This window comes from Paenibacillus terrisolis (assembly GCF_056171975.1).
In genome coordinates, this window is sequence record NZ_JBKFGG010000008.1 from 259,694 (window position 1) to 280,672 (window position 20,979).

The window sequence follows — 20,979 nt, forward strand, 5'->3', positions numbered from 1 at the left end:
CTTTATATGGAGAAATCTTCGGCTGCGCCGGGGATTTCTTTTTTCGTTTGCTAGAAAAACATAACTACATATGATAGACTTTAAAGAAACCTTTAGCGGTGTAAAGCTTCAATTTAACTATATAACTTGATATGGGGGAAGGTCTCATGACAGCCAAAAAAATGCGTTCCGATATGATCAAAAAAGGCTTTGACCGTGCGCCTCACCGCAGTTTGCTGCGAGCCGCCGGGGTAAAGGAAGAGGATTTCGGCAAACCGTTTATTGCGGTATGCAACTCCTACATCGATATCGTTCCGGGGCATGTTCATCTGCAGGAATTCGGCAAAATCGTCAAGGAAGCGATCCGCGAAGCCGGAGGCGTGCCGTTTGAGTTCAATACGATCGGGGTCGACGACGGGATTGCAATGGGCCATATCGGGATGCGTTATTCGCTGCCGAGCCGCGAAATCATCGCCGATTCGCTGGAAACCGTCGTTTCCGCGCACTGGTTCGACGGCATGGTCTGCATTCCGAACTGCGACAAAATTACACCGGGCATGATGATGGGCGCGCTTCGCGTCAACATCCCGACCGTCTTCGTCAGCGGCGGCCCGATGAAAGCCGGCGTAGACAGCAAAGGCCGCAAATTGTCGCTAACCTCCGTATTTGAAGGCGTGGGCGCTCATCAAGCCGGTCAAATCAGTGACGACGACCTCATGGAGCTCGAGCAATACGGCTGTCCGACTTGCGGTTCCTGTTCCGGCATGTTTACGGCCAACTCGATGAACTGCCTCGCCGAAGCGCTTGGGCTTGCATTGCCGGGCAACGGCACAATCCTTGCCGTAGCCGAAGAACGCCGCGAATTCGTCAGAAAGTCGGCCAAACAGCTCATGGAGCTGATCAAGCTTGACCTGAAGCCTCGCGACATCGTTACCAAAGAATCAATCGATAACGCGTTTGCGCTGGACATGGCGATGGGCGGTTCCACCAATACCGTGCTTCATACGTTGGCTCTGGCTCAAGAAGCCGGTATCGATTATCCGCTGGAACGCATCAACGAAGTGGCTAATCGGGTGCCTCATATCGCAAAATTAGCGCCTGCTACCGATATTTTCATCGAGGATGTTCACCGGGCAGGAGGCGTCAGCGCCGTGCTCCACGAATTGCTCAAAAAACCGGGCGCCATTTACGGAGATCAATTGACCGTCTCGGGCAAAACAATTGCCGAAAACGTCGCAGGTTGCGAAATTCTGGATACTTCCGTCATTCATCCGATCGACGCTCCTTATTCCGAAAAAGGCGGCCTGGCGATTTTGTACGGCAACCTGGCCCCCGAAGGCTCCGTCATCAAGGTCGGCGCGGTTGACCCTTCCGTCGGCGGCTATCATAAAGGTCCGGCGGTTTGCTTCGATTCCCAGGAAGAAGCGCTCGAAGGCATCGCCGGCGGCAAAGTCAAAGAAGGCTGCGTTGTCGTCATCCGCTATGAAGGGCCAAAAGGCGGACCCGGCATGCCTGAAATGCTCGCGCCGACTTCCCAAATCGTCGGAATGGGCCTTGGCGCCAAAGTCGGCCTGATTACCGACGGACGTTTCTCCGGCGCTTCCCGCGGCATCAGCATCGGCCATATCTCACCGGAAGCCGCTGAAGGCGGTCCGATCGCGTTCGTTCAGGACGGCGATATCATCGAACTTGATTTGAATAACCGCAAAATCGAGCTGCTGGTCGACGAAAAAGAGCTGGACAGCCGGCGCGCCAACTGGAAAGGGTTTGAGCCGAAGGTGAAGACCGGCTACCTCGCCCGCTATTCCAAACTGGTGACCAACGCCAGCTCCGGCGGCGTTTTGAAAATCTAATCCGGCAAGCCAAAGATCAAAAAGCCGGTTCCCGAGAAGTAAGCGCTACTTCCGGGAACCGGCTTTTCGTATGCTATGCGAGATTAATGATAAGGAAGCGAAGGGGTCAACACCGCTTCTTCTTCCTGCTCCGGCTCGGGCTGCTTTTCTGCAATCAGCTTGTGGTGGGAGCCGACTTTCGAATACTGGCCGACGAGATGATCGATCGGCATCACGATCAGCTTGGGCACCATGGCGCTCGGTTGCGCCGAAGGCTGCTTCAATCTTGAGGTTCCTGCCGGATGAATGACACTCATCAATAGCTTCAAATAAATTTTCGTCGAACTTGCGAACAATCCCTTAGGCAAATCCGCGACCGTAAACCCGAATTGCTCCGGTCCGCGGTTGATCATGCTGACGCCGTAAAGCGCTTTAACATCATGCAGCTCCGGATGGCTGACCACGTACTGAGCCAGCTCGGGCAGCGTCTTCTCAACCCCTCGGATCATTTGAATGGCCACCTGAACCGAGGTTCTGGACCGTGAGCCGATCTGGAACAGCTTCTTATTATCGAAATGAAGCTCAATTACCCGGTCTCCGTTTGTCAATGAAGCTCCGCCGACCAGCATCAGCGTATCGCCATGATAAGAGGTGACCCGAAAATGGAATATCGGATCCTCTTCGTTCGTTGTCTTGAGCCGAAATATCAGATGGAATAATTTCTCCCAAAGCAACCACAAGGCAACGATAATCCGCTTGGTTCTTGATATCGCAGGCGGACGTTTTGATCTCGACTCGGATGGAGCGGATGCGGCTTCCCCGGTTTTTCTAGCCTTTTTTTGTTTAAGCGCTTCGGTTTGTTCCATCAGTTCATCGATACGAATGCTTTTAAGTCCGCGGCTTTGCGCTTCATTCAAAACCCTTTCCAAAGCGATCAGCATTTCTCCCGGCGCTCCGGCGTTTGCGCCAAGCGTCGTTCCGCAATCATGAAGCAAAAAGATTTCTCCGCCCCGCAGCTTCTTCATCATTCGCTGCGTTAACCGGTCGGCTCCGACCTTCTGGCGCCAATCTCCGAACATCGCGGACCAAAGCACAATTTTCGTTTCTCCGCGCTTCGCGAAATCGAATAAATTCACAATTCCCCAAGGCGGACGGTAATAATGCGTATTGGTTCCCGTGATGTCATGGACGATTTTGTTCGTCTTCTGAATTTGTTTCTTCACGGCATCAGGCCCCATGAGCCAATTGGTCTTGTGCACGTAATTATGAATACCGATCAAATGTCCTTCATCATGCATCCGTTTGATCAATTCGGGGTATTTTTCGGCATTGGAGCCCACAACGAAAAATGTGGCCTTGGCTCCGAACCGCTTCAGCAAATCCAGCAGAAGCGGGGTATATGTAGGATCCGGGCCGTCGTCGAAGGTAAGGGAGAAACTTCCTTCCCTAGCTCCGTGCTTAAAAACGTGAAAACCGAATATACGGGTGATCAAACCGGGAATGAAGGCATAAAGGGTCGATATATAAAATAACCACAGCAGCAAAGTCTCCATGCGCTTTCCCCACTTTTCTATGATTCAATGACTTTGGCACGCTCTACAGCATAGCATCTACACTATTTTATCATATACACCCGTGGTTAGGCGCTTTTTTTTGGAAAAGTGCACGGAACATTCGCGCTCGAAATTATGTCACAATCGCTGCAGAGACGCCGATTCATAGGCAGCAAGCATGTCCATCGTCCGCCGAAACATCTGTGTGGCTTGATTCGAAGAACCGGCCGGACGATTCTCCGCGAGCACCGCTACGGCATATTTCGGCGATTGTATCGGGCCGTAGCCAATGAACCATTGGTGATTCATCGGCTTTCCGTTTTTCTTGACCTGAGCGGTCCCTGACTTGCCCGCCAGATCCCAGACTGCCCGATCGAGTTCGCGGCCAGTTCCGTCCGTAACCACCTCCCGCATCCACGACAGCAGCCTTCCCGCGGTTCTACCCGAGATTTGCCCTAAAGGAGAAGGAGAAGTTTGAACCGGAAGCTTGGCCAAAAGGGAACCGTCCTTGTAATCAATCTCGCTGACCAATCGAGGCGACAAGACTTCCCCGCCATGCAAAAGGGTTACGACGAGATTGGCCGCTTGCAGCGGGGATACCAGCACGTTTCGCTGTCCGATTGCGGTCTGAGCGCGAACGCCTCCATCCGCTTGAACCGAATCCTTGAAAATGGCTCCGGCCTCCTCCTGATCGATTTGGCCCAAGGCTTCCACTCCGAGAAAGTTTTCATTCTCCCAGCCGACTTGCCGCCCAAGTCCCAATTTGGACGCCGTTTCCGCTATGCTAGAAGCCGACAAACGTTCGCCTAGCGTGGCAAAAACAACGTTGCATGAATTCGCGAATCCTTGTTCCAGCGTAATATCTCCATGCCCTCCTTCTTTCCAGCAAGAGAGCCCATATTTACCATATTCGCCGGAGCAATAAAAATGCTCGCCCGGATAAGAAACTTTATTGTCCAACGCGGCGGCGGCAATTACCGTTTTGAAGATCGATCCCGGAACCGCTGCTTTTACAGCCCGATTGCTCCAGTTTCCGCCATCCAAATCGATATGTCGCGGATCGTAGAACGGGAGAGAAACCATGGAAACTACATTCCCTGATGCCGCATCCAATACAACGATAGCCCCCTCTTCAATCTTCATTTCCATAGCGAGCTTCTCAATGTCCTGCTGAATTTGCATGTCGATTGTCGTTCTGACTTGCAAGGGGTAATAGCGGCTATTTTCCGCTTTTACCCTCGTTCCGATTCCGGGCAGAGGGCGTTTCTGCCCATCCACCGCATAATAGGCCCTGATTCCGCCATTACCGCGCAGAAAATGGTCAAATGTCCGTTCCAAACCGGAGGCACCCACCTGAAGAGTAATCGGAAGGTCCGGATGCTGATGGTTAACATGCTGAATATTTCGAATCACATCCGGGCGTTGGGCTACATAACCCAACCACTGCATCCCGTTTTCCCCTGCATGGTAGCGAGAGACGTAGGGAAGAATTTCAAACCCTTCGACGGAGGCCAAACGCCCTGCCTCCGCCTCCGTGAGTTTAAGCGGTTCCTTGCCTTTGCTGTCCGGCCAGACATAAGCATTATCCAACCTTTTCCAGGTCTGTCGCAGCTTTTCGGGAGTCGTTTTCAGAAGCTTCGCCATTTGGGCAAGCGTTTTAGAATCAGGGAGTTTTTTAACCGGAAAGAGAATCGGCGACCAAGCCATATTCCCGGTCAAAGGATGCCCATTCCGGTCCACAAAATGACCTCTTCCCGGATCAAGTTCGATGCCTTCCTCCCGCTGCCTGACCGCAAGCTCATTGATTGTTTTCCCGCCGACGGTGACAGGATGCAGCGCAGAGGCCGATTGTATCCAGGCGATTCGTACGGCAAAAAAGGCGAATACCGTCGCAAACCCCAGCATGATGTAAAATATGCGTTTTTTCCGCAATAATGGCATATTGAGCCCTCCATTTCTCTTCCCATTATTTCCTGGGAAAAGCTCCTTCACACCAGCCGTGTAAAATGTTCTTTCGATCGCTGTCCCCGGATTTCTTGGATTGATCCAATTCAAATGGAGTAGAAATCCGGTCACAAAGGCGAACGAAGCCTATGCTTCCGATGCAGCTTTTTTTCAAAAAGCTTTTAGCTTCTGCCAGAACATTTCACACTCTTGCCCAGCTACTTTCTTAGGTTCAATTTATATAAAAAATAAACGTAAATTGGCAGCAAGCAAAAAAAGCCCCCGGATCCGTTTGGATCAGGGGGCTTTTTGAAATCGATTTATAATTTACACCGTGAATTTGGACAACGATTCTTTCAGGCCGGTCGAGACATTTTCCAGCTTGTTCGAGAGTTGCACCAATTGATCTCCGACCGTTTGTTGTTCGCTGCTGAGCGAAGCCACTTCTTCCGAAGTTGCCGAGGATTGCTGGGCAACGGCGCTGACATTGCTCATTGCTTCGGACAGAACGAATTGGGATTGATTCAATTCGTCGATGGAAGACGTCACCGAATCCAAATGCCGGACGAATCCGTCCATTTGCTCTTGCACCGAAACGAAGATTTGGCTTGTTTCTTTGACCGAGCTGATTTGCTCTTGGAACAGCGGAGCCGCATCGGACAAAGCTTTGACGGTTTCGTTCATTTCCTGCTGGATCTTGTCCGTAATTTGTCCAACCATCGTAATCGATTGACGGGATTGATCCGCAAGTTGACGAATTTCGTCGGCGACCACCATGAAGCCTCTTCCCGCGGCGCCTGCCCGGGCCGCTTCGATCGTAGCGTTCAGGGACAAAATATTCGTTTGCTGCGTAATGTTCTGCATCACTTCAAGCACTTTCATAACGGAAGAAGTACTCGCCTTCAAGGAATCGACTTTTTCAGTCAACGCATTGACCATTTCCCCAGTGATATTCGTTTTCTGCAGGAGATTGTTCAAATACTCGGTACCTTGTTGGCTGGACTTTTCTACCTGATGAGCTGAAGCTTCCATCTCTTTGTTCGTTTGAATGACATGCTGCATTTGAACGGAAATATTCTCCGTCAATTCATTGCCGCGTTCGGCCTCGTTGGCTAGGCTCGTAGCTCCGTTGGCGATTTCCTCCGTCGCTACCGCAATTTCCTTCGCCGACAACGCCGTTTTATTGGATGCCTGCGTTAGTTCGGTTGCCGTATCCAGCACATCCTGCGCCGAATCGTTGGTCTGTCTGACGAGCTGCGTAATATTCTCCATCATAATATTGAAGCTTTGCGTCAGCTGTCCGATTTCATCCTGCGTTTTCAATTGCAGACGGACATTCAAATTCCCCTTGGAGCCTTCCTCCATCAGGTTTCTCAGCTTAGCCAGCGGGTGAGCGATCATGCGGACCATCCAAATTCCGATCAGAATGGCGATAATGGCTACAACCAGAAGGGAAACGAAGGTCAGGATCAGGATGCCGTTCGCGTCTTTGGTCAATTCGGCGATTCCAACCGACCCCGCCAGCTTCCAGCCTGAAGTTTCCTGCGTGTTGAATACGGCTAGTACACTATTGCCGCCGGCGTCCTTTGTCCGTACACTTCCGGAAGCTTCATCTTTGGCCAGAGTAAATTCCGACTTTTTGCCTTCGTCTTCGGCAACGGAAGAGGCGACAACGATATTGTCCGGATTGATGATTTGCAGCTTCGATTTGTCTCCCAGCTTAACTTCTTTCAAATAATCGTTCAAAATTTCAAGATTAATGTCGGCGACCAAGATGAAACGTTTCATGCTGTTAACGCTTTGTACCGATCTGGCCAACCGGAATACGGCCGCGCCCGCATTTTTGTCTGCAGGCACATTCATCCAGAGCGTTTTCGTTTCTTTCGACAAATCCTGGAACCAGGCTTCATCTCGCACTTCATCCAAGAATGCCGTATTGGTGCTGCCCGAGCTTACATCTTCAACGATTTTATCGGCCGACAGCATGTATACCGCGGATACGCCTTTCGTCGAGAAGGTCAGTGTATTCAACCGGTTTCTCATTTTGTTGGAAGCCGTGAACCGGTCGTAATCCGAAATATTGGAAAGAGAAGCATCCATGATGGCGTTTTGCATTTCATCATCAAGGAACATTTGCTGCAGATTTTCTTCATACTTTTGTAAAACGATATCGAGCTTTTGAGAAGTCTGAACAATCGTCTGCAAATTCGATTTTTCGGCATTTTTTTGAATCGTGTTTCTGGCCGCTTCGTAAGACAAAATTCCCAGCGCCAATACAAAGATCATGGTCGCAACGAAAAAGATAAGAAACAGCCGCACACCAACCGATTTGGACGGATTGATTTGTTTAGGCAACTTTGCCGTTAGAGATAGCGCTTTCTTTTTCAGTCCCTCTGAATTCACTTTGTTTCTCTTAGGCTGTGTTTCTTGCGAATCCCCTTTCTTCTTTTGTTTTTTCTTGCTGTCAGTTTCTTGTCCTTTCTCTTTCTTTGGAACCAGGCCCATGTTGATCACCCACCACTCTTAATATTGAACGCCCTCTTGGTTATAGGGCAAACTTCCTAAAACAAGTTTCAATTTCTTGACGCCTTCCGTAAGTAAATCATTCGACAATTAATGAGGTTCTCCTCTTTAAATATCGGACTTTTGTTAACTTGATTTGATAAAATTCGCGAATAAAATCAAAAAAGGGCCTTTCGTCCTAGACGAAAGAAAGGCCCTTTTACATATTGCGTTCCCGCTTATTTTCTTTTTCGCATCATATCGAAGTAAGACACCGGCTGATCCACTTTCATTTTGATTTTTTGCAGCGGATGTCTTGCCGCGTCGAGCTCGTTACCCTCCTCATCGTAGATGTTGCCAACGATTTGTTTAAAGAAGGTATTGTTTGGGCCGAAAAACTCGACTTCCTGCCCCGGCTTGAAGTGATTGCGCTGTTGAATCAGCGCCATGCCCGTGGCTTCATCGTAATCCATCACAAGTCCGGCGAAATCATACGGTGCCGCTTTTTCCTCAGGTGCGTAAATATGATCCTCGTGATCCGGAGTATCGTAGAAAAAGCCGGTATTTAGCGGTCGGTTCGCCGCTTTGTTGATCTCATCCACCCACTCCGGCTTCAACTCATAATGCTCCGGATCGGCCATGTAAGCATCGATAGCCTTACGATAGACATTGACGACGGTCGCCACGTAGTGGATCGACTTCATTCGTCCTTCGATTTTGAAGCTGTCCACGCCAACGTCGATTAGATCGGGGATATTCCCGATCATGCACAAATCCTTGGCCCCCATCGTAAACGCGTCGTCGCCTTCCGTGAATAAAGGCTCATCGGCAAATAAATCGTATTTCCAGCGGCAAGACTGGCAGCAGCCCCCGCGATTGGAATCCCGGTCCGTAAAATGATTCGATAATACGCAGCGCCCCGAAAAAGAGGAACACATCGCCCCGTGAATAAACGCTTCGATTTCGACATCGACATGGCTTTTGATTTCCTGAATTTCTTCCAGGCTTGTCTCGCGGCCAAGCACGACGCGCGGCAGGCCTTCTTCCTTCCAGAATTTAACCGCCTGCCAGTTAATCGTCGACTGCTGAGTGCTGAGGTGGACCTCAAGTTCCGGAGCCACGCGATGAGCGGTTTCGACAATAACGGGATCCGCGACAATGATCGCGGAAATTCCAACAGCGGCAAGATTCCGCAAATACTCCTCGATCCCTTCAAGGTCCTCGTTATGAGCGTATATATTGGTGGCGACGAATACTTTTGCGCCGTATTTTTTGGCAAATTCCACGCCTTCCCGCATTTCTTCAAAACTGAAATTATCCGCATTGGAACGAAGGCCGTATTTCTGTCCTCCGATATAAACGGCATCCGCTCCGTAATGGATGGCGAACTTCAGCTTTTCGAGGTTCCCGGCCGGTGCCAACAGCTCGGGTTTCGCCAGACGATGGCGTATCCCCGTATACTTCGGTGCATGCTTCGTTGCAGATTGCATCTTCGTTCACCTCTTTATTTTTGGGATTAACAAACCATCCTTATTTTAAAACACCTGTTCCTTATAGAAAAAGCCGAAGGACAATTCACGATCCGGATCCTGAATCTCCCGGATATCCTCCATCCACGACTCGTTGAACTCATAGCTTTCGGGATCGTTGAAATACGCATCAATCGCTTTCCGGTAAGAAGCAATCACAATTTCGTTATAGCTTGCCGGTTTCAGCAGCGTTTCAATTTTGAGGCTGCTTACCCCGGCTGCGAGCAACAGATGCAAATCTTCCAGAATGCAAATATCGTCCGAACTCATGATATGTGTGCCGTTTTGGTCTTCATAAATCGGAAATTTCTCGTTCGGACGCTCGGCTTCAACCAGGAATAATCCCCGTCCGAGCCCAAGCTGAGTTTCCTCCACGATGGAGCGGCCTTGATGGGTCATGTAGCTCTGGACAAGATGGCGTTTGGAATGATAAATGTTCGTCATGCCATGCACCTGTACTTCCGACTCGATTTGGAGTGCAGGATGCATGCCGATAAGCTCATCCATATTCAGCTCGCGGGCCAAAACAACCCTTGACGCTCCTTTGCTTCCCCAGAAATTGGCCGTGGCGTAATTGGTGGAAGTCATCTCCGCGTTCCAATGCAGCTTGAGCTGCGGAGCGGTCTCTTTGACCGCTCTCAGCACTGCCGGATCGCCGAACTGAACACCGTCCACGCCGCAAGCGGCGAGGCTTCTTACGTAGTCCGCAAGCCCCTCCAGCAATTCATTGCTCATCAAGATGTTAAGGCTAACATAAATATTAGCGCCCTGGCTATGGGCAATTTTTACCGCGTCGGCAATTTCATCGACCGTAAAATCACCGGGAAGCCGCATACCGTATGTGGCTTCCCCAATCAATGCCGCCGTAGCCCCCGCCTTCAAGTAACGCTCCAACTCGGACAACGAACCGGCGGGAACCAGAAGCTCAGGTTTTTGAATCGTCATTGCTTTACACCTCTTTACTGTGCCATCGCTTTGCTTGTTTCGATGTTTTTTAAATGCTCTTTATAGGTTTTTGCAAACAGATGCTCGCCGCTTCCGTCTTTTTTGGTAACATAGAACAGATACTCCGAAGCCTTCGGATTCAGCGCGGCTTCAATCGATTTCAGACTGGGCGAAGCGATCGGTCCGGGCGGAAGCCCTTCATACAGATACGTATTGTATGGACTATCGACGCTTCTCAAATCCGAATTCATCAGCCGTTCCTTCGGCTTATCCAGCACATATTGAACCGTTGCGTCAATTTCCAGCTTCATGTGCTCCTTCAACCGGTTGAAGATAATACCGGCAACGACATTACGTTCCGAATCAACGACAACCTCGCGTTCCACAAGCGCTGCCACCGTCATCAACTCGTTCAAGCTAAGCCCGCTGTGCTTCAACTTTTGGTCGAAATCCGGGATCTCCTTAAGACGTTTGTCGGTCTCTTCCAGCATGCGTGCCACAATCTCGGGCGCTCCGCTGCCTTTCTTCAGTTCGTAGGTTTCGGGAAACAGATACCCCTCAAGCCGGTAAGTAAGTTTCGGATTTGCCGGAATATTCGCAAGCAGCGGGCTTTCGATTCCCGCCGGGTCACCGCATAGCTTGAGAAAAGCCTGCTTATCCACGAAACCTTCCTCGGCCAGCTTGTCGGCCATTTGTTTGACCGTATAACCTTCCGGAATCGTAAAGCGGATCATCTCGGCCTTAACCACGTCGCCGCCGTTCAGCTTGTCGATAATCTCCTCATAAGTCGCCCCGGGTTTAAATTCGTAAGTTCCGGCTTGAAACCGGCTGCCTTCGGACTTCCATTTCAGATACGAAACGAATAAAAACGAGTTTTTGATGAGTCCCTGCTTCTGAAGCAAATCCGCGATGCCTGATGTTCCGGTCCCCGGTTCAATCGTGACTTTAACCGCTTGGTCCGAAGCTTTCACCGGCTGCATGCCTGTGTAAGCATAGATTCCCGCGGCTCCAACCGCCACAACTACTATCAAGATCAATACAACCAGCCATATCAACGCCCTCTTCAACAGCTCAACCCCTTTACAGCCAAAAAGAGCGGTTGTCCCGCCCTTCTTGAGACCATCTATATTGCTTGTGCGAGTCAAATTCCCATTATTCAGGGAAAGTCAATTCGTCATATAACTCCGTCACGTTCTCCCATTCCTCATCGTCATCGATGGTAACGAGTTCCAAATCGCCTTCGGAACCGGTTAGAATTTTGAAAATCTCCGGTTCTTCCGATTCGGAGTCTTCTTCGGAACGCAGAACGGCGTACGACGATCCATCCACGTCAAACTCTTGCTCCACCGCGTAATAAGACGCGTGGCCTTCCTCATCCGACAGCTCCACAACAGGGCCGAAAGCATCGCGCACGCGCGACGTAAAGACCACCTTTTCCGCCGAAAAATCAGTCATTCTCATCTTCTCCATCGAACTCGTCGACCAGGGTGTTGAATGTCTCCTCCACGATTTCCCATTCTTCATCGCTTTCGATCGTATACAGCTTCAAATCGTCGCCGTCTTCCTCGTAACGGAATGCGTATACTTCTTCGCTTTCTTCATCCCCATTATCGCCGGAATCAATTGGAACGACCATCATGTACTTGGCGTCCGAACCGTCTACCTCGAATTTCATGATCACTTCGAATTCTTCTTCGTTGCCCTCTTCATCGGGGATATAAATAATTTCCGGTTCTTCCTCATTGCCGATACGATCTTTAGACATGTCGATCACCCTCACTTTTTACTCTTAGAGTCCAAATAATTTTGCAAAATCAAGCTGGCGGCCATTTTATCAACGACCCCTTTGCGTTTTTTCCTGCTGACATCCGCCTCCAGCAGCGTCCGCTGCGCCGAAACGGTGGTGAGCCGTTCATCCCATAGCTGCACGGGTAAGTTAAGCTTCACCCGCAGGTTATCCGCAAAAGCCATGCATATTTCTCCACGGGGGCCGATAGAGCCGTTCATGTTTTTCGGGAGGCCTACAACGATTTCTTCCACCTCATGCTGTTTCGCCAACTCCGCGATGCGGTCATATTCGTCGCCTTCCCGGCGCCGTTCGATGACCTCAAGGCCTTGGGCGGTCCAGCCGAAAGCGTCGCTGACGGCCACCCCGATTCTCCGGTCCCCGTAGTCCAGACCCATAATTTTCATGAATTTCTCCTAATTCTTAACGATGACCGGCCATATAAAATCGTACCAGTTCTTCGATGAGTTCATCGCGCTCTTTCTTGCGCACCAAACTTCTCGCGTTGTTGTGGCGCGGTATATATGCCGGATCGCCCGACAGCAAGTAGCCGACAATCTGGTTAATAGGATTATATTCCTTCTCCTGGAGCGCTTCGTATACCGAGAGAAGGATTTCCTGTGCCGATGCTTCCTGTTCGTCGCCTTTTACGTTAAACTTGACTGTTTTGTCCATGGAGTCCATGATGACACCTCACTTCTTCAGACATACGTCTTTATGATCGCAGCCGATTTCCTCCGAGCCTTAATCATACTATATCATATCATGGGTTCCATAAGGAAATTTTGTAACGGGAGTCAGGCTTGCGAAGCGATCCACTTCTCGGCAAGCTTCAGCGCTTCATCCAGCTTGGAAGCGTCCTTGCCGCCGGCTTGCGCCATGTCCGGACGTCCGCCTCCGCCCCCGCCGCAAACCGCCGCTACTTCCTTGACGAGTTTCCCCGCGTGCAGGCCCCGTTTGATCTCATCCTGAGGAACGGCAACGACAAAGTTTACCTTGTCCTCCATTTGGGCCCCCAGTACCAGAACGGCATCCGGCAATTTTACCTTAAGCTCGTCGGCCAAGCTGCGCAGCGCGTCCATGCTGCCTGCCTGAACGCGGGCGGCCAGAAGCTTGGTTTCGCCAACCGTAACAACCTGGCTGGTCAATTCACCGGCTTCAATGAAGCTGAGCTTGCTTTGCAGCGATTCGTTCTCGCGGCCCAATTCTTTAAGCTGCTGATACAGAACCTCAATTCGTTTCGGTACATCGGCCACATTTGACTTAAGCATGGATGCGGATTGCTTGAGCAGATCCAATTGCTCATCCATATACAAATACGCGCCTTGTCCGGTGACGGCCTCGATCCGGCGTACCCCGGAGCCGATGCCGCTTTCGCTCACCAGCTTGAAGAGACCGATTTCCGCCGTATTGTTCACGTGGCAGCCGCCGCACAGCTCCAGGCTGTAGTCGCCGACTTTGACGACGCGTACGATATCGCCGTATTTCTCGCCGAACAGCGCCATGGCTCCCAGCGCTCTGGCTTCATCGATCGGTTTCAATTCGATGCTGACCGGCAGGGCTTTCCAAATCTGTTCGTTTACCCGGCGTTCGATTTCCGTCAGTTCCTCCGGAGAAATGCTGCCCAAATGGGAGAAGTCGAACCGGAGGCGCTGCGGTTCCACCAAGGAACCCGCCTGATTGACATGTTCGCCAAGCGTTTCCTTAAGCGCTTTGTGAAGCAAATGAGTCGCCGTATGGTTTTTTACGATATGGCTGCGCAGCTCGCGGCTCACCTCGGCTTGAACGCTTCCGCCTACGCGAAGTTCGCCGGAATCCACCGTGATGAGATGAACATGCTGACCATGCGGAGCTTTGAACAAACCTTCCACGGAAGCAAGGCCGGCTTCACCGCGGATAACGCCGCGGTCGCTTACTTGGCCGCCGCTTTCCGCATAAAACGGCGTTGACTCCAGAATGATCTGCCCCGACTGTCCGGCGCTCAGCACTTCCGCAAACCCATCGTTTACTACGATGGCTACGATTTTGGTAGAAACAACAAGCTCAGTATATCCAACGAACTCGGTTTTAGTCGTAAAATCGGACAATACGCCGCCTTGAACCTTCATGTTGCTGCTCTCGTGACGTGCGGCGCGGGCGCGTTCCCGCTGCTCCTGCATCGCCGCTTCGAAGCCTTCGCGGTCGACGCCGAGCCCATGCTCCGCAGCGAAATCTTCCGTCAAATCGAGCGGGAATCCGTAAGTATCATACAGCTTAAAAGCATCGGCGCCGCTGATCAGCGTACGCCCCTGAGCTTTGGCTTCACCGCTGATATCGGCGAGAATTGCCAGCCCGTCGGTCAGCGTTTCATGGAAACGTTCCTCTTCCGAACGGATCACCTTCTCGATAAACTCGCGTTTGGTCACGATATCGGTATAATAGCTGCCCATAATCTCGCCGACGGTTTCCACGAGGCCGTACATGAACGGTTTATCGAGACCTAACGTTTTCCCGTAACGAACCGCGCGGCGGAGCAAGCGGCGGATAACATATCCCCGGCCCTCGTTGGAAGGCAATACGCCGTCGGCTACCGCAAAGGTCACCGTGCGGATGTGGTCGGCGATGACTTTCATCGCAACGTCGCTGTCTTCGGCGACGCCGTATTTGACGCCGGACAGTTCGGCCGTTTTACCGATGATCGGTTGGAACAGATCGGTATCGAAGTTGGAGTTTACGTCCTGCAGGATCGAAGCAAAACGCTCCAGACCGGCGCCGGTATCTATATTTTTATTCGGCAGCGGCGTATAGCTGCCGTCTTTGTTGTGATTGAACTGCGAGAATACGAGATTCCATACTTCAAGAAAACGTTCGTTTTCGCCGCCCGGATAACATTCCGGATCGGATAAATCTCCATAGGCTTCGCCGCGGTCGTAGAAAATTTCCGTACAAGGTCCGCAAGGGCCTTCGCCGATATCCCAGAAGTTATCCTCAAGCTTCACGATGCGTTCGGCAGGAATGCCGATCTTTTCGTTCCACAACTTGAAGGCTTCTTCATCCTCCGGGTATACCGTAACGGACAAGCGTTCCGGATCAAAGCCGATCCACTCTTTTCCGGTCAGGAATTCCCAGGCCCACGTAATCGCCTCTTCCTTGAAATAATCGCCGATGGAGAAGTTGCCGAGCATTTCGAAGAACGTATGGTGCCGTCTCGTTTTGCCGACATTTTCGATATCATTGGTGCGAATGCATTTTTGGGAATTGGTCAAACGAGGATTTTCCGGCTTTACCCGGCCGTCGAAATAAGCCTTCAGCGGCGCCATGCCGGCATTGATCCACAAGAGCGACGGATCGTTATGCGGGACAAGCGAAGCGCTCGGTTCGATTTTGTGCCCTTTGGCGGCAAAAAACTCCAGCCACTTGGAGCGGATTTCACTAGATTTCATATATACTCCCCCTAAACATGGTTTAAAGAACGGACTTTTTTGCAAATACCGTAATGCCTTAACTGAACGCAAAAAACGCCCCTGAACTTCAGGGACGAATTGTTATCGCGGTACCACCCTGGTTATCGCATTCCGGTACAGCTGCACGCAGGCAGCAGGGAATCGGCGATCGCCTTGTCGATCCGATAACGGGGATCCGCCGGTGAATTTGAACTCACACTCCGAAATCAGCTTTCGGTCCGGTTCATGTTTCGGGTTCTCTCAGCCGACACTCCCCGAGGCTCAACACGCGCTCGGAAGCGAAGGAACACCTTCTCTGGGAAATCGAAACGGACGTACTTTATTTCGTCAACGTTTTACAGTTATGAACATCAGGCTTTTCGAACATACATTGTTAAGTATATAAGGCGGAAATCCTGCTGTCAATCCGGACGATAAACCGTTTTGCGCCGGACGTAGTAGGCATAAAAATGCTGAATAATCACCTTCATGACCGCAAAGAAAGGTACGCCCAGAATCAGCCCCGGAATCCCGGCGATTTCACCCCCTACGAGCAAGGCGAAAATGATCAGCATCGGATGCAAATGAAGAGATCTTCCGACCACCTGGGGCGAAATCAGATTGCTTTCAATGGTCTGGCAAAAAGCGTTCACCAGAAAAACGAACAGGACCATTTTCCAGGATATCGTCGTTGCCATCACGAGTGCGGGTGCGGCTCCGAGAAAAGGCCCCAGATAAGGGATGATGTTGCAAACGGCAACGACACCCGCAAACAGCAGCGCAAACGGCATGCCGATCACCATGTAGCCGATATAAGCCAATACGCCGATGATCACGCAGACGAGCAATTGACCGCGGATATAGTTCCCAAGCGCTTCATCAATTTCCTTGAACAGGGTCACGGTTGATTTCCGTCGTGTACGGGGCAGATAATGCAGGATCATCCGCTCGATCAGTTCAAAATCCTTAAGCATATAGAATATCAGAAACGGCACGATAAAGGCGTTGAACACCAGGCCGATGGTCGTCCCGATATTATTCAGAAAATCGGAAATTGCCGTGGACAGCCGATTCTCGAACTGGTAAAACCAGTTATTCATCCCCGAGCGGATGCTGCCGGGCATTATGCTGTTGTCAAAGCGGCTCATCATCCGCTGTGTATGCATGGTCAGCTCCGGCAAATGCTCTCCAAGCTCTTCGAGCTGTTCGACAAACATCGGAATGACATTCATCAATATGACGGACAAGCTGGTCAAAAACACGGCATATATGAGCAAAACCGCCATCGTTCGCGGTACCTTTCGTCCCCCAAGCATGCGCACGATCGGGTTCAGCACATAGGAAATGATAAGTGCAATGATGAACGGGGCGAAAATGGCCTTCAGAAACCCGTATACGAGTGTGAGCATCGGCCGAAGCAGCCAAATGAAATACAAAATGACAAGCCCCAGAAGAAACCATACCCCATAGCGGAACAATTTCGTTTTATAGATTGGTTCCACGCGCATTCCCTCCTTGGCGGTGGACTAGGCTATAGAACAGTATGTGTCGGTAAAGTGGAATTTAACCGCTTTGCCAAGTTTCCGTCAAAATGCAAAAACAGGTTGCCCCCGGGCCTTGTGAATGGCCGATGGGGCAACCTGTTCGTGCAGATGATCTGCGGATGCGGATCAAATTGATTTATTCTTGTGCGGATTTATTTTTGAGCCACTCGTAATGGCTGAGCGCATCATCATGAATCGGGTGACCCGCTGCGATTCCCGTGTATTTGGCGAGTGCCGCCGATGCGCCGGCTTCGTGCAGGTAAGCCTGCAGTTCAACCGCTTCGGGATCATCCGAAGACACAAACAGCAATGCAGCCGCCATCGTGAGCGCAAGGAAATCGTAGCTCAGGCCCCGATCATAAGCTTGAAGCGCAGGAGACACAAGGCGGTCTCCCGCGGACAGCTTCCGGATTGGGGAACGTCCTACACGGGATACCTCATCCGTCAATGCCGGATTGGCAAACCGCTGAAGAATGGTATCGATATAGGTCTGATGCTCCGCTTCATTAAAGCCGTGCTTCGCGATCAGAACCGCTCCGGTTTCGGACAATACCGATTTAACATGGGCCACCACTTTGGAATCGTTCATCGCTTCCTGGATGGTTTCATGGCCCAGCAGATATCCCATATAAGCGGCGGAGCAGTGGCCGGTATTTACCGTAAACAGCTTCCGTTCGATATAAGGCTCAAGACGGTCAACGTAATGAACGCCTTCCACCTTATGGAAGCCTTCGAACATTTGGGATTGGTCAACGGCCCACTCGTAAAACGGCTCAACGACCACTTCCAGCAGATCTTCATGCTGCTGCAAAGGAACGATCCGGTCGACGGCAGCATCCGGAAACGCCACATGGGAATCTGCCCATTCGCGGGTCTCTTCGTCAAGCAGCGAATACACGTGATTCTTCAACTGCGTGCTGCCGCCGATGGCGTTTTCGCATGCGATGATATGAAGCGGTGAAGTCTCACCGTTATCCTTGCGAAGCTTCAGACCTTGAGCGATGGAGCCGGCAATATGCTTCAGGATCGACACGCCAACGGCCGTAGTCACGAGGTCGGACCCGGCGATGGCCTTAGCGACCTCTTCCGGTTCGCTCGCGCTGCTAAGGGCGGTAACGCCCGTTACGACGATCTTTTCCTTCTTTTCGCTGGCGATGACTACGGGATACTCTTTGCGCTGCTTCAATTCGGATACAACGCGTTCGTTGACGTCTACGAAAACGACTTCGTATCCCGAATTGGACAGCAAGAGCCCGATAAATCCTCTTCCTATATTACCGGCTCCGAAATGAATCGCTCTCATGCTTCCATGCCTCCTTCAAGGATGGCCGCAACTTCTTCTTCTGTCGCAGCGTTCATGATTTTTTCCAGATTTTCTTCTTCGGTAAACACCATGGCAACATTGGTCAGCACTTCCATATGGTCTCCGCCGGCCGCTGCAATGCCGATGACGATAAACGCCGGCTCGTCGCCACCAAAATCTACGCCTTCCGGAAAACGGACGACGGACAATCCCGTGGAAAGAATCATGCCTTTGGCCTCTTTTGTGCCATGGGGAATCGCCAGTCCGTTGCCCATATAGGTCGATACGATCTCTTCGCGTTCCACCATTTTGCCGACGTAATCCGCCGTCACATGGCCCGCGTTAACCAGAAGCTGTCCAGCAAGGCGAATCGCTTCATATTTATCGCCGGCTTTGGCATTAAGAATGATTTTATCTTTAGACAGTACTTTCATCTGTATTCTCTCCCTTTAATGATTATTCGTATATTTGTTGTTTTCAAAAAACTGTAACAGCTCGTTTGCCAAAAAATTCCGGATTTCGATCCGTTCGCCCGTTTCGAGCAGTTCCACCAGCTCCGGCTTAAGCAGCAGGGCGCTGATTTCGCTAAGCACCTCAAGACTTTCCCGGGACAGCTCCCTGGGCGCGAGCATGAACAGAATGGCCCCAACCTCGGTATCCCTATCCAAGACAACGGGCTTCGTCAGCCTGAACAATGCCAGCGTACGATAATTAATGAAGCGGCTTCTCGTATGGAACAAAGCCAGCGATGTGCCCGGAATGACCTGGCTGGCCATTTTCTCCCGCGCCAGCAGCCGTTCGGTCACGGCCTGAACATCCGAAACCGCCGCACGGGTTTGATCAGGCATGTAATGCAGCTTCGGCACGTTTTCTTCTTCCGAGGTACGGTTGTTTACGAGCTCCAAGGAACGTTGAATCGTCTCCGTTAAAGTAAGGTCCGCGTTGTCGAGGGGAATGACGATGAAATCGTCAAGCAAGCTGACCATTTCCTGCAGCGCCGAGCTGAGCGATTGCATCCGGTCATAGGCCTTGGTCTTGATCGATTCTCCCTCGGATGCCGGCTTCCGCGATTTTAAAGTCGTATTCTGCACGTACTGGAGCAGACGTTCGCTATCTTCATCCGTAAGCAGAGGACTTAATCTTACATAACGGTCCGATGGCAGCGGCAGGTCAATCGTTGAAATGATCAGGTCGTAATCTTCTTCCGGCAATCGGGCCGCTTCGTACCAAGAAACATTGCCGAGCACTTCGATCTGCGGCATTTCTTTGGCCAAACGGCTCGCCAGCATTTTCGAAGAACTCAGTCCGCTCGAACATACTAAAATGGCCCTGACGTTGCGGCCAAATTGGTTGAGACGGGCAACGGACGCACCGAAATGCATGACCAGAAAGCCGATTTCTTCATCGGGTATGAACAAATCTCCATGGATGTCATCAATCGATTCCCTGACGATGCCAAATAAATCGTCATAATCTTTCTTGATCGCGCCAAGTAGCGGATTACGGATGCGGGAGCCTTCGCGGATCCGCTTGATAGCGGAGCTCATATGCTCCAGAAGCCCGCTCCGTAGCAGGCGATCTTCTTGAAACGGAATTCCCGTTCGTTTGACGACGTTCTCGGTGAGACGGTAAACCATATCCACCAATCCCAGATCGGCTTCAACCAGCTCCGGAGACACTTCATTCGTTTTATAGAACAGGCGGCACATATACTCGATCTCGCCCTGTGGAAACTGCAAGCCCAGCTTTTCACCGAGATTTTCGGCAAAGAGATGCGCCGCTTCCAGCGTTTCCTTGGCATGATCTCCGGAGCAGGAAGAGTCAATAGTACCGTTGTACTCGACAAACCGGCCATTCTCCGCCCGAATAACGGAAACCGAAAGGGTGATCAGAAGCTCCGTGTAATCCTTCTCGGATAAATGCTCTGTCCAATCCCAGTTCATTTCCCACAGCATGTTTTCAATCGTCATCAGGTTTGACGCGCCAATGACGCGGAGCAAGCGGGCACTTGCCGCCGAATCCAGCCTGTCATGGGTTCTGCCAACCAAATCGGAATAATCCAAATGTTCCGCGGCGAGTTGGCAGAGCGCTTTACGTTTGTTGATTTCGTCTCCGACGATTTCAACGCCGTAACCGCGGCGGCGGACCAACTCAAGTCCAAAACGTTCCACCCAAGGCTGCACCTCGTCAAGATCGCTGCTGACCGTCGCCACCGTAACTTTCAAGGAATGAGCCAGCGTAAACAACTTGAACGGCTCCGGCTCTTCCAGCAAATCGCAAAGCAAAAGAATGGTTCGTTCTTCACTAGAGTAATCAACCGGATTGTCAACCAGCAGCAAACGCCTTGCTTCCTGCAGCCGTTCGCCTTCGTCGCTTGATCCGGCTTCGCTCCAAATTGAAATGCCGGTCCCTGATTTCCGGTGCAGCACAAGACCGAAATAAGCCAACACTTTCTCGATTTCATCCATTTCCCGGTGAACCGTTCTCACGCTGACGCCGATTTCCGCGGCGATTTCCGCCGCAGTCGTACCATTTTTCCGCCCGAGGAGGAGATTGAGGATCTGCTTCTGACGGGCGGTAATTGTCCTCATTAATGATTCCCCCTTGAAAATAACGGCAAAACACCGGCGAAGTTTCGCC

At 51.2% G+C, this 20,979-nt stretch carries 16 protein-coding genes; 1 reads left to right on the forward strand and 15 read right to left on the reverse strand.

All coding sequences use genetic code 11. The annotated features are described in order from the left end of the window. Positions 1-146: 146 nt before the first annotated feature. Positions 147-1,832, forward strand: coding sequence for a dihydroxy-acid dehydratase (ilvD, locus tag ACI48K_RS10410; RefSeq protein ID WP_475027536.1), 1,686 nt, complete (start codon positions 147-149; stop codon positions 1,830-1,832). Between the two features lie 83 nt (positions 1,833-1,915). On the opposite strand, the gene ACI48K_RS10415 is transcribed toward ilvD, so the two are convergent. The 15 genes from ACI48K_RS10415 to ACI48K_RS10485 all read right to left on the reverse strand — a co-directional run bounded on the left by ACI48K_RS10415 (position 1,916) and on the right by ACI48K_RS10485 (position 20,930). Next, entirely contained in the window at positions 1,916-3,364 is a 1,449-nt protein-coding gene (locus tag ACI48K_RS10415) for a polysaccharide deacetylase family protein (protein WP_475027537.1), read from the reverse strand. A gap of 138 nt (positions 3,365-3,502) precedes the next feature. Next, positions 3,503-5,305, reverse strand: a complete 1,803-nt coding sequence (locus ACI48K_RS10420; RefSeq protein ID WP_475027538.1) for a peptidoglycan D,D-transpeptidase FtsI family protein — start codon at positions 5,303-5,305, stop codon at positions 3,503-3,505. A 330-nt stretch (positions 5,306-5,635) separates the two neighbouring features. Then, on the reverse strand, positions 5,636-7,813 hold the full coding sequence (locus ACI48K_RS10425; protein WP_475027539.1) for a methyl-accepting chemotaxis protein: 2,178 nt from the start codon (positions 7,811-7,813) through the stop codon (positions 5,636-5,638). A 236-nt stretch (positions 7,814-8,049) separates the two neighbouring features. Then, complete coding sequence (locus ACI48K_RS10430; protein ID WP_475027540.1) at positions 8,050-9,300, reverse strand: peptidase U32 family protein; 1,251 nt, start codon at positions 9,298-9,300, stop codon at positions 8,050-8,052. A gap of 45 nt (positions 9,301-9,345) precedes the next feature. After that, entirely contained in the window at positions 9,346-10,284 is a 939-nt protein-coding gene (locus ACI48K_RS10435) for a peptidase U32 family protein (RefSeq protein WP_475027541.1), read from the reverse strand. Between the two features lie 14 nt (positions 10,285-10,298). Next, entirely contained in the window at positions 10,299-11,351 is a 1,053-nt protein-coding gene (gene mltG, locus ACI48K_RS10440) for an endolytic transglycosylase MltG (RefSeq protein WP_475027542.1), read from the reverse strand. Positions 11,352-11,436: 85 nt separating this feature from the next. Further along, positions 11,437-11,739 carry a DUF1292 domain-containing protein gene (locus ACI48K_RS10445; protein ID WP_475027543.1) on the reverse strand — a complete coding sequence of 101 codons (303 nt, stop codon included), beginning with the start codon at positions 11,737-11,739 and terminating at the stop codon, positions 11,437-11,439. Continuing rightward, complete coding sequence (locus ACI48K_RS10450; protein ID WP_475027544.1) at positions 11,732-12,049, reverse strand: DUF1292 domain-containing protein; 318 nt, start codon at positions 12,047-12,049, stop codon at positions 11,732-11,734. The genes ACI48K_RS10445 and ACI48K_RS10450 overlap by 8 nt, the downstream gene beginning before the upstream one ends. A gap of 11 nt (positions 12,050-12,060) precedes the next feature. After that, complete coding sequence (gene ruvX, locus ACI48K_RS10455; RefSeq protein ID WP_475027545.1) at positions 12,061-12,477, reverse strand: Holliday junction resolvase RuvX; 417 nt, start codon at positions 12,475-12,477, stop codon at positions 12,061-12,063. A 16-nt stretch (positions 12,478-12,493) separates the two neighbouring features. Beyond that, complete coding sequence (locus tag ACI48K_RS10460; RefSeq protein WP_475027546.1) at positions 12,494-12,754, reverse strand: IreB family regulatory phosphoprotein; 261 nt, start codon at positions 12,752-12,754, stop codon at positions 12,494-12,496. Between the two features lie 113 nt (positions 12,755-12,867). Then, a complete protein-coding gene (alaS, locus tag ACI48K_RS10465; RefSeq protein ID WP_475027547.1) occupies positions 12,868-15,492 on the reverse strand; it encodes an alanine--tRNA ligase in 2,625 nt (874 codons plus the stop codon). 422 nt (positions 15,493-15,914) lie between these two features. Next, positions 15,915-16,994 carry an AI-2E family transporter gene (locus ACI48K_RS10470; protein ID WP_475027548.1) on the reverse strand — a complete coding sequence of 360 codons (1,080 nt, stop codon included), beginning with the start codon at positions 16,992-16,994 and terminating at the stop codon, positions 15,915-15,917. Between the two features lie 178 nt (positions 16,995-17,172). Then, on the reverse strand, positions 17,173-18,339 hold the full coding sequence (locus tag ACI48K_RS10475) for a mannitol-1-phosphate 5-dehydrogenase (protein WP_475027549.1): 1,167 nt from the start codon (positions 18,337-18,339) through the stop codon (positions 17,173-17,175). Continuing rightward, the gene (locus ACI48K_RS10480) at positions 18,336-18,773 is read right to left on the reverse strand and encodes a PTS mannitol transporter subunit IIA (protein ID WP_475027550.1); all 438 of its coding nucleotides are present in this window, start codon (positions 18,771-18,773) and stop codon (positions 18,336-18,338) included. Before ACI48K_RS10480 ends, ACI48K_RS10475 begins: the two co-directional genes overlap by 4 nt. A 15-nt stretch (positions 18,774-18,788) precedes the next feature. Continuing rightward, positions 18,789-20,930, reverse strand: coding sequence for a BglG family transcription antiterminator (locus ACI48K_RS10485; RefSeq protein WP_475027551.1), 2,142 nt, complete (start codon positions 20,928-20,930; stop codon positions 18,789-18,791). Between the last annotated feature and the right edge of the window lie 49 nt (positions 20,931-20,979).